The sequence below is a fragment of the Campylobacter gracilis genome, from assembly GCF_018374135.1.
Classification (GTDB): Bacteria; Campylobacterota; Campylobacteria; order Campylobacterales; family Campylobacteraceae; genus Campylobacter_B; species Campylobacter_B gracilis_A.
In genome coordinates, this window is record NZ_JAHAFS010000002.1 from 155,992 (window position 1) to 169,715 (window position 13,724).

Here is a 13,724-nt window from a genome sequence, read left to right on the forward strand (position 1 = left end):
ATCACGCCTCTAAAACGCAATAAACGTTTGTGCGTCGCGAAAACTCGCCTAGATCGTTTAACTCGCGCAAATTTAATAAAAAGCACGCCTCGACGCACTTAGCCTGCGTCTGCGCGATGAGATCTAATGCCGCTCGTGCGGTGCCTCCGGTGGCGATTAGATCGTCGATGAGCAGTACCTTGGCATCCTGCACGCCTGAGAACGCATCCACATGCATCTCGACTTGATCGAAGCCGTATTCAAGGCTGTATTTTTGTGAAATTGTGATATAAGGAAGCTTCTTTGGTTTTCTAATCGGCACAAAAGCAACCCTCAACCTCGCAGCAAGTGCTGCTGCAAAAATAAATCCGCGACTTTCTATGCCTACTATGTAATCAAGTCCGTAATCGGCGTAGCGCTCGGCCAGATGATCAAGCAGGAAATTAAACGCCTCGCGATCGCCTACGAGCGTCGTGATATCGTAAAACAAAATACCGGGCTTTGGGAAGTCGCGCACGGTGCGGATCGAGCGAAATAAATAGCTTTTTTGCTCGCTGCTTAGGCTTTTCATAGCTTACCTCTTTTTCAATCTTGCGTTTTGGATTTTTAAGCTGCAGTTTTCGCTCTCCTCGTTTTGCAGGGCCTCGATGCCGAAGCGAAGGGCAGTTTTAAGCTTTTCGTTATCGCTTTTGAGCTTTAAAATTCTTTCTTCGCTCTTTCGAAGTAAGGCGTAAATTTTAGAATTTTTTCGGATCGATAGAATAAGTAGCGCTGCAAAAAATAGCGCTAAAACACCCAATGCTACGCTCATTGCTCGCCTCCTTCATTTGGATTTACAAAGCGCATAGTAGCGGAGGTTGTGCTAAAATAGACAGAATTTATGCTCCTAAAATGCGCACTAGAAAGATTTGCTCCATTTAAATTTACGCTCGCAATAGCAGAATTCGCATCTGTTAAACCCGCACTAGCGCAATTCATGCTTTTTAGCTTAACGCTCACACAGACGGAATTTGTAACCTTTAAATTTATAATTGCTGGGTTCAAGCCGACAAAATCTTTGCGGCTAGCTTTTTGAGCAAAATTTTTCTTGCAAACGCTCTCGCGCGTAAAATTTAACGTAGAATTTGCGCTAGTGGAATTTTTACCCAATGGATTTTTCTCATAAAAGATTATCTTTGTGTGCGTAGAATTTAAATCTATATGACGTGCACCGCAAAAGCCTATCAAGGAATTCTCGCCGGTAAAAAAGGAATTTTTATCGTTAAGGCTCCGCGCAAAATTTGACGCGGAATCCGTGTCGATAGGATTTTTGCAAGAAGGATTTTTGCCTGCGAAGCTTAATTTGGAATTTCGTCCGTTTAAATTAGCGTCACAGCTTTGTTCCACAAAATTTTGAGCGGAATTCTGCGTGAAATTCTCCCCATCAAATCCATGCGCGCAATTCGCACTACCGCAAACGCCTAGCTTTGCGACGCGCTTAATGTGCCTGCCGCCCGCAAAATCGGTACTAAAAAACGCCCTAATCATATCTTCAATCACTAGCGCGCCCATTAATCGCTCGCCGAAGGCTAGGACGTTGGCGTCGTTGTGCTCTCTAGCTAATCTTGCGCTCGTTGCGTCATGACACAGCGCGCAGCGGATGTGAGCATGGCGATTTGCAGCGATGCTGATACCGATGCCCGTACCGCAGATAAGAATTCCGTAAATGCCATAACTTGTGGAATTTAAAATTTTATCTTTGCTCGCATTCTGGCTTACGGCTGCGTTTACGCAGGTAGTCATGCTTTCGCTAGCGTTAAAATTTTGACGGCTAGCGTTTTTGATAGCGTTAAAATTTTCATTTTTCCCGCTACATTGTACGGCGTCGTTAAAATTTCCGCAGCCGTTTATGCTTGCGCCAAAATTTTTGTTGTCACTTGCTTCGGAATTTTCTGCAGCCGTAGCAGAATTTATGCCGTCGTTTTCTTTAAAATTTTCACTTCGCGCGCAGGCTTCACATTCGGCTAAAATTTTATCCGCCAGTGTGTCCGCAAAATCGGGGTAATCCACGCTCGCTTCAGCACTATGCGTGCCAAGATCGACCGCTTCGTAACCTAAAGCGGCGAGCGCTTTTTTGGCTTGCTCTTTGGCACGAAAGCCCGCATGATCGCTCGCTATGAAAATTTTATTTATTTGCATTGCCACTCCTTATTTTTGCTCATAGATCAGGCTCTCGTCGTTTTGCAAGGTATCGACGAAACGCCCGATTCGCTCCCAGCGGATCTTGCGATCGGCATCGATACTAAAATATGTAAACCACGGCTTACCGACGATCAGACGATAAGGTACCGGACCCCAAAAGCGGCTATCGGCGGAATTATTTCGATTATCGCCTATCATAAAATACTCATCCTGCGGCACTTTGATGTAAAAGGCATTAAAGCTTATCCCTGCAGCTTCGAAGCTATGAGGAATTTCACTTAAACTAATGGGTTTCATAGAAAATTCGCCCTTCTCAAGTGCAATTTTGACATTTGTTAGCATCGAGTTCCTAGTATTAGGGTCGTAGTGAATGCCTTTGAACTTATACGGCTCTTTGACATATTTTTCGCCGCCCAAAATCACAATGTCGCGAGCATCATAGTTTGCGGCAATGAACTCGTCGCCTTCATGCGGACGAAGATAGAAATTATTCAGATCAAATATCACCTCGTCGCCGCCTACGGCAAAATTTCGCTTTACAAAGTGCATTTTTTCATTAAGCGGATAGCGAAAAACCACGATATCACCGCGCTTCGGACCCTCGCCGCGGATGATATGCCCGTCGCCATCGCTATCAGGAGCCACCTGCCACTCCACAAAGGGAATATGCGGGGTCGGGATGCCGTAGCTAAATTTTTTAACGAATAAAAAATCGCCCTCCAAAAGCGTAGTGCGCATCGATCCGCTAGGGATCACGAAGGCTTGCGCAACAAAAAGAATGACGAATAAAACGACGATGACCGTCCCCGTCCAACTTGATAGAAAGTGATAAATTTTGCTTAGTATTTTCATTTAGGCTCTTTGTCTTAAGCGATTTTTCGCCGATTTTATCGTATTGCTCAAAAGCATCGCAATCGTCATCGGCCCCACGCCTCCGGGCACGGGCGTGATGAACGAGCATTTTGGCGCTACCGCGTCAAAATCAACGTCGCCCCTTAGTTTGCCGTCCTCGCCGCGATTGATCCCCACGTCGATCACTACCGCGCCTTGTTTTACCATATCGGCACCCACAAAATGCGCCTTGCCGACCGCCGCGATCAAAATGTCAGCGTCTGCACAAAGCTGCTTTAAACCTTTCGTCTTGCTATGAACGATAGTGACGGTGGCGTCGGCATTTAACAGCAGGCTCGCCATCGGCTTTCCGACGATATTACTGCGACCTAGCACCACAGCGTTTTTACCCGCGATCTGCACGCCGTACTCCTCAAGCAGGCGCATCACGCCAAGCGGAGTGCAAGGCACAAAACCGTCCGAAAGCCCGCTAGTAAGCTTGCCTACGTTTATCGCACTAAATCCATCCACATCCTTTTGCGGGCTTATTTTTTCTAAAATTTTATTCGTATCAATGTGCTTTGGAAGCGGTAGCTGCACCAAGATGCCGTCGATACTTTCGTCTTCGTTTAAATTTTCTATCAGTTCTAAAAGCGCCGCCTCGCTCACGTCGGAGTTCAAACGGTGCGCTACGGAGCGGATCCCACAGGCGGCGCAGGCTTTTTCCTTACTCGCGACATAGGTCTTACTAGCCGCGTCCTCGCCCACCAAAATCACCGCCAGCGCGGGCTCTACGCCCTTTGCGGCAAGATCCGAAGCGGCCGCTTTGATCTCATCTTTTACCTTCGCGCTTATGCTTTTGCCGTCGATTAAAGTCATTTAAAGCCTTTTTGAAAAATAGGGAATGTTACCCTAAAATTTATAAAATTTAGATTTATTTCGCGGATTTTACGGGAATTTGAAAGAATTTTAAAAAGAATTTCGTCCTGCTCAAATAAGCCTAAATTTTATCGTCATTATAGACGGATGGACGCCTTGTCTCCGCTACATTCAGGCCGAGACGCTGCTAAGGCTCGTATTGCAGGCTTGAGAGCTTTTGTCCACGAATAAGCAAGAACTACAATGTTTCCATTTTCTCGCCGTTAAACGTCTCGTATCGTCGCCCACCGCGCAATATACGCTATGCATAATAGTAGCCTGTATAATGGTGGCCGGGCGCCTTATTTTGCTCTGGCTTTGGGACATCTTGCGGTCCGCTTCTAGAGCAGCCGCATAGAAACAGCGCCGCGCACAGAAACAAAACGATCTTTTTCACCATAGATCCTTTCAAAATTTTTATGATTTCATCTTTGAGTGGTTGCAAAATTTCATAAAATTTTTCAAAGCACTCATAAAAATTTTATCCCCTTTGAAATTTAAAATTTTGGCGAATTCTAACGACACAAATTTCGTCAAAATTTAGACTTCGCGCAGCTTATAATCTCGCGAAAGAATCAAAATTCTGGCGACTCAAATCGTATTTAGTGCAATTTTACACGATGCGCGTCGTTCAAGATCGCGTAGCTTCTGTCTTGCGAGCCGAAATGCCGCGCAAAACACACTGCTAAATACAACCGCGCCACTTTGGAATTTTAAAATTTCGCCGAATTTTAAAGGTGCCGCGTTAAATTTACTCGTTACGCAGTGTTTGCAGCACGTCGATTTGCGTGGCTTTTTTGGCCGGATACCATGACGAAAGCGCCACGATAAGCACCGCGCCGATTAAAATCATCGCCAAATCGCCTAGTGAGAGCTCCATTGGCAGCTTCGAGCTTCCGTAGACGTCGGCCGGCAGATTTACGATGTCGAAGCTTCCGAGCAGCCACACGCCGAATAAGCCCAAAATGAGCCCGAATATGATGCCGCCGCCGCCGATCGTGGCTCCGAGCGCGAAAAAGGTTCGCTTAACCTCCTTTTTACTGGCACCCAGGCTAAGTAAAAGCGCGATCTCTTGGCGGCGGTTCATCACGGTCATCAGAAGCGAACTTACGATATTTAGGCTCGCGACCAGGATTATCAGCATCAGCACGATGAAAAGCGCGCGTTTTTCAAGCGCAAGGGCGCTGAAAAAATTGCCGTTTTGCTGCCACCAGCCCACGGCGTTAGTGCCGCTAGGAAGGCTTTTTTTGATGCGCTCCAGATCCTTAAACGGATCGTTTGAAAAAACATGCACGCCGTCGAAGGTCCCCTCGTCGTAGCCTAAAATTTTGGCTAGATCGCTCGCGTCCGCGTAGGAATACGCCTTGTCGTAAGCGATCAGCCCCGAGCTGAAATCCGCGCGCACATCAAAACGCTTCATCTTAGGGATCAGCGCAAAGCCGCCCGGATCGCTCTTCGTAAAGATCATCGTGATTTTGCTGCCCTCATCCAGAACAAACTCGTCCTTAATCCCGCGCCCTATCATGATGCCGTAATCCGTTAGATTGGCGTCTTTGGCGCCTGCTGCGACGACGGAGTTGATGCGCTTTTCATCGTTTAAATTTACGCCGAAAATCAGCCCGCCCTCGAGCCTGTCGCCGCCTTTAGCGATAACTTGCGAGCTAATATATGGGCTAAAGATCAGATCGGGAAAGTCCGCCCGCAGCCCCTCCACGTCGTCTTTTGAAATACCGCCGCGAAAGTGGCTGTGGATCGTGATCGGGTAGTTCATCGTAAAGAGTTTGCGCTCGAATTCTTTATCAAAGCCGTTCATTATCGCCATCGCGACGATCAGCACCGTAAGCCCCACGCCGACGCCCAAGAACGCAAGCAGCGCCGAGAGCGTAATGAAGGGCTGAGAGCGGTCGAATCTGAGATATTTGAATAATAAATACTTTACCAAAAAGCCGTCCTTGTAAAATTTCACATAAAATTTAGCGCTAAATTATATGTGAAATTTTGAGTATTTTGGAATTTTAAAATTCCAAAAATAGATTTTGCGCCTTCAAATATAAAAGCTCCGGCGGGCTCTGAAAATTTAAAATCGCACCGAGATCTACTTATATGAAATGAAATTTACCCCAAGAGATATCGGATACGGTAAATCAAACAGACCTCTTTAACAAAACTTCGAAATTTTAAACCCGAATTTTAAATTTTAAAATTTCAAACGCCTCGAAATTTTAAAATTTTAGAAATTCCGAATTTTTTAGAATTTTGAAATTCTTAAAATTTAAAGGCGAGGGTCTGCTTGCAAGCTCGACCGCATCGCATAAATTTAAAATTTCAAATGCCGCGCAGTATCCTAGCCACGCACTAAATTTAAGTATCACGCGCTGATTGGCTTGCGTTTTGTCGCACGGTGCGCCGCAACAGCGCTGCGAAAAATATGCAGCCAAGCATTGAATACGCTTTGAAATTTTAAAATTTCAAAACTAAAGTTCCGTCCTCTCGCATAGCTTTGCGCGCCGTCTGCACTGCCTAGCGATCAAGCTCTTTTAAAATTTCCATCCGTGCCGCCTCGCGATCGAGCCCCTTTAAAATTTTATGATGCTTTCCGCCCTCGACCGATCCGCTAAATACAAAAAAGCAAGGTTGAGAAGCGCCGATTGCACAATGCTCGCAATCAAGATCACCGATCGCGCGATACTTAGGACCGATCGCCGCGCCTACCTCGCAAAGCCGCCTTTTTTAGGGCCGCCCTTGCCGTGGCAGTCTTTGTATTTTTTGCCGCTGCCGCAAGGGCAAGGATCGTTTCGCTTAGGCTTTTTGTCACCGAACTCATCGGGACCCTTTAGCTGCGCCTCATTCGTGCTTGCGGCGGCGAGTTCTTTGGCATTTGAGCTCTCCATGCGCTCCTGCATCGCGCGCTGTTCAGCCTCGATCTCCTCCTTAGATTTAAACTGGATCGAATGCAACAAGCAGATGCTATCGGATTTGAGGCGCATTACAAGCTCCATAAAGAGATTGTAGCTCTCCTTTTTATACTCCGTAAGCGGGTCTTTGTGGTTGTAGCCGCGAAGCCCGATGCCCGCTTTTAGGATATCCATCTGATACAGATGCTCCCGCCAGTCGCGATCTACGATCTGCAGATAAAGCATCTTTTCGATACTTTTACGCTGCTGTGGATCGATCGGCGCCATCTTGTTTTCATACGAAACGGCAAGCGCGCCGACGATCTTTTCTTTTAGCTCTTTGAAATCATCGACCTTCTCAAGTTCGCTGTTTTCGAGCACCTCGCCCGTTTCTTGAGCGATTTTAGCGACAATCGGGAATTTATTGACCTCTTTGATATTTGCGCCGTCGAAAATTTCAAGCTCCTCAAGCACGCTAGAGATGTACTCCTCGCGGTTTTGGATGATTTTATCTTTCAGATCGTAGTCGGGATCCAAAAGCTCGTTGCGATATTTATAGATCGTCTTGCGCTGCTCATTTGCGACGTCGTCGTATTCTAGGATATTTTTACGCGCTTCAAAATGCAAGCTCTCAACCTTTTTCTGCGCGTTCTCTACTGCGCGCGAAACCATGCCTGATTCGATATGTTCGCCATCTTTTAGCCCCAAGCGATCCATGATATTTTTAATCTTGTCGCTGCCAAAAATTCTAAGCAGATTATCCTCCAAGCTCAAGAAAAATCTACTCTCGCCCGGATCGCCCTGTCGCCCGCTTCGTCCGCGGAGTTGGTTATCGATGCGGCGGCTTTCGTGGCGTTCGGTACCTAAAATATACAGCCCGCCCAAAGCACGCACTTCATCGTCTATGCGGATATCCACGCCGCGTCCCGCCATATTCGTAGCGATCGTCACCGCGCCTTTAGCGCCCGCCTCGGCAATAATCTGCGCCTCGCGCTCGTGATTTTTGGCGTTTAGTACGGAGTGCGCGATATTTTCTTTGACCAAAAGCTCGTGCAGCTTCTCGCTTTTTTCGATCGACGCCGTACCCACTAGTACGGGCTGACCTTTGGAATTTAGCCGCTTGATTTCGTTTATGACGGCGTCAAATTTCTCGCGCTCGGTCTTGTAGATAAGATCGTTTTGATCCTTTCTGATAACCGGCACGTTCGTAGGGATCGAGACCACTTCGAGTTTGTAAATTTGAGAAAATTCCGTCGCCTCCGTCTGCGCCGTACCCGTCATACCGGCGAGCTTTTCGTAAAGGCGGAAGTAGTTTTGAAAAGTAATGTCGGCAAGAGTTTGGCTCTCCTCTTGGATTTGCACGCCCTCTTTGGCTTCAAGCGCCTGATGCAAGCCTTCGCTGAATCTGCGACCCTCGCTAAGACGACCCGTAAATTCATCCACGATTATGACCTGCCCGTCGCGCACGACGTAGTGCACATCCTTTTCAAATAGATAATTTGCTTTAAGCGCTTGATCAAGGTAGTGGCTAAGCACGGCATTTTCGAGACTATAGAGATTATCGACGCCAAAAAGCTTCTCAGCTTTTGAAATCCCTGCCTCCGTAATCAAAACGGCGCGGTTCTTCTCATCTACGGTAAAATCACCCGTCGCCTTGCCTTTCGGATCGGCTGGCGCCTCGCCGCGGATCATCGCGCGCGCTACTTCGTTTGCCTTAATATAGCCGTCTAGAGTGCGGTTCGTAGGGCCAGAGATGATAAGTGGCGTCCTGGCTTCGTCGATTAGGATGCTATCTACTTCATCGACGATTACGAAATGATGCCCGCGTTGCACCTTTTCATCCGCGCTAAATTTCATATTATCGCGCAGGTAGTCAAAGCCAAACTCGTTGTTTGTGCCATAAGTGATGTCGCACGCGTATGCAGCCTTGCGCTTGGCGTCATCGTATTCGCCGCCTACGATCACACCGGTGCTAAGCCCTAAAAATTCATATAGCTCGCCCATTTGCGCGGCATCGCGCTTAGCTAGGTAGTCGTTTACGGTCACAACATGCACGCCCTTGCCCTCCATCGCGTTTAATACTACCGCCAGAGTCGCTACGAGGGTCTTTCCTTCGCCCGTTTTCATCTCGGCAATCGCGCCGTCGTTTAGCACCAAACCACCTATTAGCTGAACGTCGAAGTGACGCATATTTAGCACTCTTTTGCCCGCCTCTCGCACGATAGCAAACACTTCGTTAAGCACGTCATCCGTGCTCTTTTCGCCCGCGCGAACTTGCGCTCTTAACGCTTCAAATTCCGCCTTAAGCGCCGCATCGTCCATCGCCGCGTAGTTTTCTTCAAGCGCACTGATCTGCGCCGCGCGCTTGGCGTATTGTTTGACGATCCTATCGTTTTTAGTACCGAAAATCCCGTGAATGACCTTTTTAAACATTACCGAACCTTACTTTTAAAATTTTTAACCGCACATATTAACATATTTTTAGTTTTTATTTAATTAAATCCTAGAAAAACGGCTATAATACGCGCAAATTTCCAAAAATAAAGGTCAAATTTATGAAAAAAACTCTTATTTCTTTAGCGGCAAGCTGCATTTTTGCATTCGCAAGCGGGATAGAATTCGACACACTAAGCGCAAATTTTTCGCAAACCGTGCAGAGCGACGATGCAAAAATCAGCTACGGCGGCGATTTTAGTGCCACAAAAGAGCACGCCGTGTGGCATTACAAGACCCCTACGATAAAAAATATATTTTTTAGCTTCACAAAGGTCGTCGTAATCGAGCCCGAACTCGAGCAGGCTATCATCACGAATATCAAAGAAACGCCGAATTTAACAGCGATCCTAGCGAACGCAAAACCCAATAAAAACGGCGTTTATGAGGCGAGCTTCGACGACGTGAAATATCTAATCGAGCTAAAAGGTGATCTGCCGAGCAAAATCAGCTACACCGACAAAATGGACAATAAGGTCGTCATTAATCTAAGCAACGTCCGCAAAAACGCGCCGGTAAATGAGGCGATCTTTAAGCCCGCAATCCCGAAAAACTACGACATCATCACGCAGTAGACGCGTGTGAGGCTACTTTTCGTCTGTCACGGTAACATCTGCCGCTCGCCGATGGCGCAGTCCGTGATGCAAAATTTTATTAATCAAAGCGAACTTAAAGCGCGCGTGAGCGTGGATTCTGCGGCGACGCACACCGATGAGATCGGCTCGCCGCCCTACTACGAAACGCAGCGCGTGCTAAAAGAGCAAAAGGTGCCGCTCGTAGCGCATCGCGCCGTACAGGTCACTCCCGCGGACTACGAGCGCTACGATCTAATTCTTTGCATGGATGATGAAAATATGCGCTCGCTGGGGCGAATTTTTCGCGGCAAGGATATGGCTAAGGTAAAATTTCTTTTGGAATTTGAAGAGGGGAATTTTGCAGACTGCGATGCGCTAAATTTTAAAGGCGCGGTAAAGCAAGCCGGCTTAAATTTAAAAGGCGCCGGTTCAAATTTAACCCATCCCCAACGCCTACAAATCGCCGATCCATACTACACGCGCGATTTTGAGCGCTGCTACGCAGATATCAAGCGCGGCTGCGAGGGGCTCTTGCGATACATTAAAAATTCAGACGGAATTTGCTAAAATCCGCGATTAAATTTTAGCGTCATTAAAGAGACGCGGCTTAAAGCGATAATTCAAGGAAAAATATGTTTAGGCTTTTGATCGTTCCGTATCTGATCATAGAGGTATTTACGACCTATTATTTCGTAAGCGCAAATGGCTTCGCGGCGTATGCGGTGGAGATCGTCATAAGCGCGATTTTAGGCGGTTACGTCGTAGCAAACCGCTCGTGGATGGGCTTTTTTAATCTAATGAAAATCTCGCCGAAAGAAATTTTAAGCGGCGTGGGCTTCGTCGTAGGCGGCGTTTTTCTAATAGTGCCCGGGATTTTTAGCGATATTTTGGGCGTTTGCGTACTTATCGCTTCGTTTTACTGCGTCACCAGCGACGTGCCTAAATTTAACACCGGCAGCGAAAATTCCGAAAAAAGAGAGCGAAGATTCTGGCGACGCAGCCACGCAAGCGACGACGTAATCGACGTTGAGGTGATCGAAGAGAACGAAATCGAGATTCGAAAAAGTATAGGAGAGAAAAAATGAAAAATTTGATCATCGCTACTCGCGGCAGCGTGCTTGCGCTGTGGCAGAGCGAACATATCGCATCGCTACTTAATGCCCGCGGCGTCCAAGCGCAGCTAAAAAGCATGAAAACCAAAGGCGATAAAATTTTAGATACGCCGCTTGCAAAGATCGGCGGCAAGGGGCTTTTTACGAAGGAGCTTGAGGAGAGCATGCTTCGCGGCGAAGCACACATCGCCGTTCATAGCCTAAAAGACGTGCCCGTGGAGTTTCCGCAGGGACTCGTGCTAGCGGCGATCTGTGCTCGCGAGGATGTGCGCGATGCGATGATCAGCGAAAAATACGCCGAATTCGGCGAGCTACCCCACGGTGCAAAAGTCGGTACCACAAGCCTTCGCCGCAAGATGCAGCTGCTTAGCATGCGACCTGATTTAGAGATAATCTCCTTGCGCGGCAACGTCCAAACCCGCCTGCGAAAGCTCAAAGACGGGGAATTTGACGCGATCATCTTAGCGATGGCGGGCATCAACCGATTAAATTTACGCGCCGAGGTAAAGCACGTAACGCCCTTTGAAATCTCGCAGATGATCCCTGCGATGGGGCAAGGAGCGCTCGGCATCGAGGCGGTGGACGAGCCGCAAATCCTGCGCGCGATAGAATTTCTAAAAGACGAACGCGCGATCATCGAAACGACCGTGGAGCGGGATTTCGTTAGGGTTTTGGAGGGGGGTTGCCAGGTGCCGATCGGCATCAACGCGCGCCTTGAGGGCGAAAATATCCACATCGGCGCGATCGTGGGCCTACCCGACGGCAGCGAGAGCATCCGCCAAAGCATCGTCGCACAAAAATCGCAATACCAAAGCGTAGGCACGGAGCTCGCGCGCGTTTTTATCGAAAAGGGCGCAAAGCAGCTTCTCGCGCGCGCCGAGGAGATGGCGAGCCTCTAAAAGGCGAAATTTACGTAGTTTTAAAATTTGCAAAATTTTGAAATTTCTAGAATTTATGGACTTTTTAAATTTATAAAATTTCCAAAGGTTAAATTTTGAGCTTATTCAGATTTTTTAAAACAGCGGGATTTTCAAAAATTTTTGCCTCGCTCATACTTTGTGCAAGCTGCGCGTTAAACCTAAACGCGAGCTCTAATGAAGAGCTCGTCCGCTCGCTATTTAGCGACGCAAACTTCGATAAAAATCTTTATTTCAAAGGCGAGATGAGAAGCTATTTAAAGCGCAAATTCTACGCGGCAGATAATTATAGCGAAATCACGGTTGCTCCGCTTGGACGCAGCGACGAATTTAGCGAAATTTTTCACGTATTTTTGGGCTCTAAAGAAAAGCACTTCGATCTTTACGTCTATACTAAGAAGGACGGGATCTACGCCGTGCGAGTTCTAGCGCAAACCGCCATTATTGAGGCTATCGTAAGCGAATATGAAAAATTTAACGAGGCGCAAAAACGCGAATTTGAGCAAAGAACCGATGCGGATATCGTAAATTTAAAGCTAATCTTAGCGCCCGATAAAGAGCTTATGGAGTTTGGGAAACAAAACCTAGCGGCATTTGAAAAAATTTACGAGCTTTACGCAGGCGGCGAGTCCGAGCGCGCAAAGGCGGAGATCAAAAGCCTGCATCTCTCTCACGCCGAGACGGAGGGCAAAAAATTTATGCTGCTTATCGGTGGGATCACCGATAACTCCGTGGGCTTTTTGCGGGTGCAAGATGAAGCTGACCTGCCGCAAATGAGCCCTAGCGAGTTTATAATGATAGAAAAAATTGCGCCGAATTGGTATCTTTTTAAAACCACATAAAAAGCCGCGCCGCAAGCGGATTTAAGGCTTCGCGGCGATCTAAATTTAAAAGCGTTACCCGCGTCTTAACTATACCGCCGATCAAATTTTAAATTTAAACAGACGATCTGTAAATTCCGCACGCCGTAACTTTTGAGAGAAATTTTAAAAATTTTTTGAAGTCTACATTTAAACAAAGCGGTTACAAAGCGCACCGCGATAAATTTAAACATGGCGGCGAAAGAGGCTTAAACATAGCGCTCAAACGATGCACATAAAAACGCCGGTCTGACTTAGACTTAAACTGCGCAAAGTCCACTCCCGTCGCGTCCAAAACCGCCCGCGAATAAAAATAGAGGCTGTAAAATAGCTCATCATCGTAAAAGTGCTCCTCCCAGAGCTCCTCGTCATTCTCATCGCTCTGCGGCCACAGATATTTTTCCGCAAGCATATCCGAAAAGTTCGATAGCGGCGCTGCGTGCGAGATCTTATCGGCATCATCGCAAATCTCAATCATAAACGCAAAAAATCCGCCGAGCCGAGCCGCAATAAAGCCTGCCGCATCATTTTGCCAGCTTTTATCCGCATTTCTATCCGCCGCGTTCTGATTATTTCCGCCGATTTCTTCCGCCGCGGCGTTTTGATTATTTTTATTCGCGTTTTTGCACGCCACAGCGCGCGCCTGCATAAAGATACGCGCCAAAAACGGCAGCGCAAAAGGGGTTGCGTGCCAAAGCGTGCTTTGATGCTCTATCTCGTTAAAAATCTTATCAAGCGCGTCCTGAAGGGCCTTGGCATCAAATTTTTCCCGATCGCTCGCATCCGAGCTCTTATCCGCCGCGCTCGTTTTAAATTTACTCGCCTGGCTCGCTTTAAATTTTATCGCCGCGCTATCTGCGCTCTTAAATTCCGCCTTGCCGCACTTCGCCGTGCCCGTTTTAAGCTCCGTCTCTCCGCCCGCTTTAAATTTCGCCGCCTTGATATCCGCAATTTCAAATTTTGC

At 47.4% G+C, this 13,724-nt stretch carries 14 protein-coding genes and 2 pseudogenes; 5 read left to right on the plus strand and 11 right to left on the minus strand.

The genetic code is table 11. The features are described from left to right. Position 1 precedes the first annotated feature (1 nt). The 10 genes and pseudogenes from KH703_RS01800 to secA all read right to left on the minus strand — a co-directional run bounded on the left by KH703_RS01800 (position 2) and on the right by secA (position 9,236). Positions 2–550, minus strand: coding sequence for an adenine phosphoribosyltransferase (locus tag KH703_RS01800; protein WP_291937052.1), 549 nt, complete (start codon positions 548–550; stop codon positions 2–4). 3 nt (positions 551–553) lie between these two features. Beyond that, positions 554–790: a hypothetical protein gene (locus KH703_RS01805; protein WP_304293613.1), complete on the minus strand. Its 237-nt coding sequence runs from the start codon at positions 788–790 to the stop codon at positions 554–556. Between the two features lie 650 nt (positions 791–1,440). Next, a pseudogene (locus tag KH703_RS01810) lies at positions 1,441–1,683 on the minus strand (RpiB/LacA/LacB family sugar-phosphate isomerase); the annotation flags it as partial. Between the two features lie 309 nt (positions 1,684–1,992). After that, positions 1,993–2,157 (minus strand): annotated as a pseudogene (locus KH703_RS01815) (RpiB/LacA/LacB family sugar-phosphate isomerase); the annotation flags it as partial. 9 nt (positions 2,158–2,166) lie between these two features. Continuing rightward, positions 2,167–3,012, minus strand: a complete 846-nt coding sequence (gene lepB / locus KH703_RS01820) for a signal peptidase I (protein ID WP_304293615.1) — start codon at positions 3,010–3,012, stop codon at positions 2,167–2,169. Continuing rightward, positions 3,013–3,870 (minus strand): bifunctional methylenetetrahydrofolate dehydrogenase/methenyltetrahydrofolate cyclohydrolase FolD, encoded by an 858-nt coding sequence (folD, locus tag KH703_RS01825; protein ID WP_304293617.1) that lies wholly within the window; start codon positions 3,868–3,870, stop codon positions 3,013–3,015. Between the two features lie 301 nt (positions 3,871–4,171). Continuing rightward, positions 4,172–4,306 carry a membrane lipoprotein lipid attachment site-containing protein gene (locus tag KH703_RS01830; RefSeq protein ID WP_304293619.1) on the minus strand — a complete coding sequence of 45 codons (135 nt, stop codon included), beginning with the start codon at positions 4,304–4,306 and terminating at the stop codon, positions 4,172–4,174. 354 nt (positions 4,307–4,660) lie between these two features. Next, positions 4,661–5,851 (minus strand): ABC transporter permease, encoded by a 1,191-nt coding sequence (locus KH703_RS01835; RefSeq protein ID WP_304293621.1) that lies wholly within the window; start codon positions 5,849–5,851, stop codon positions 4,661–4,663. Between the two features lie 280 nt (positions 5,852–6,131). Next, the gene (locus tag KH703_RS01840; protein WP_304293622.1) at positions 6,132–6,347 is read right to left on the minus strand and encodes a hypothetical protein; all 216 of its coding nucleotides are present in this window, start codon (positions 6,345–6,347) and stop codon (positions 6,132–6,134) included. A gap of 270 nt (positions 6,348–6,617) precedes the next feature. Next, a complete protein-coding gene (gene secA / locus KH703_RS01845; RefSeq protein ID WP_304293624.1) occupies positions 6,618–9,236 on the minus strand; it encodes a preprotein translocase subunit SecA in 2,619 nt (872 codons plus the stop codon). Between the two features lie 122 nt (positions 9,237–9,358). On the opposite strand from secA, the gene lolA reads away from it, so the two are divergent. From lolA to KH703_RS01870, 5 genes are all read left to right on the plus strand, one after another. Further along, a complete protein-coding gene (lolA, locus tag KH703_RS01850) occupies positions 9,359–9,871 on the plus strand; it encodes a LolA-like outer membrane lipoprotein chaperone (RefSeq protein WP_304293625.1) in 513 nt (170 codons plus the stop codon). A 6-nt stretch (positions 9,872–9,877) separates the two neighbouring features. Further along, entirely contained in the window at positions 9,878–10,438 is a 561-nt protein-coding gene (locus KH703_RS01855) for a low molecular weight protein-tyrosine-phosphatase (RefSeq protein WP_304293627.1), read from the plus strand. 65 nt (positions 10,439–10,503) lie between these two features. Next, the gene (locus KH703_RS01860) at positions 10,504–10,956 is read left to right on the plus strand and encodes an FxsA family protein (protein ID WP_304293629.1); all 453 of its coding nucleotides are present in this window, start codon (positions 10,504–10,506) and stop codon (positions 10,954–10,956) included. Continuing rightward, positions 10,953–11,882, plus strand: a complete 930-nt coding sequence (gene hemC / locus KH703_RS01865; RefSeq protein ID WP_304293631.1) for a hydroxymethylbilane synthase — start codon at positions 10,953–10,955, stop codon at positions 11,880–11,882. Before KH703_RS01860 ends, hemC begins: the two co-directional genes overlap by 4 nt. 95 nt (positions 11,883–11,977) lie before the next feature. Continuing rightward, positions 11,978–12,742, plus strand: a complete 765-nt coding sequence (locus tag KH703_RS01870) for a hypothetical protein (RefSeq protein ID WP_304293632.1) — start codon at positions 11,978–11,980, stop codon at positions 12,740–12,742. 181 nt (positions 12,743–12,923) lie between these two features. On the opposite strand, the gene KH703_RS01875 is transcribed toward KH703_RS01870, so the two are convergent. Beyond that, positions 12,924–13,724 (minus strand): hypothetical protein (locus tag KH703_RS01875; RefSeq protein ID WP_304293634.1); only part of this gene is annotated, 801 nt, incomplete at its 5' end.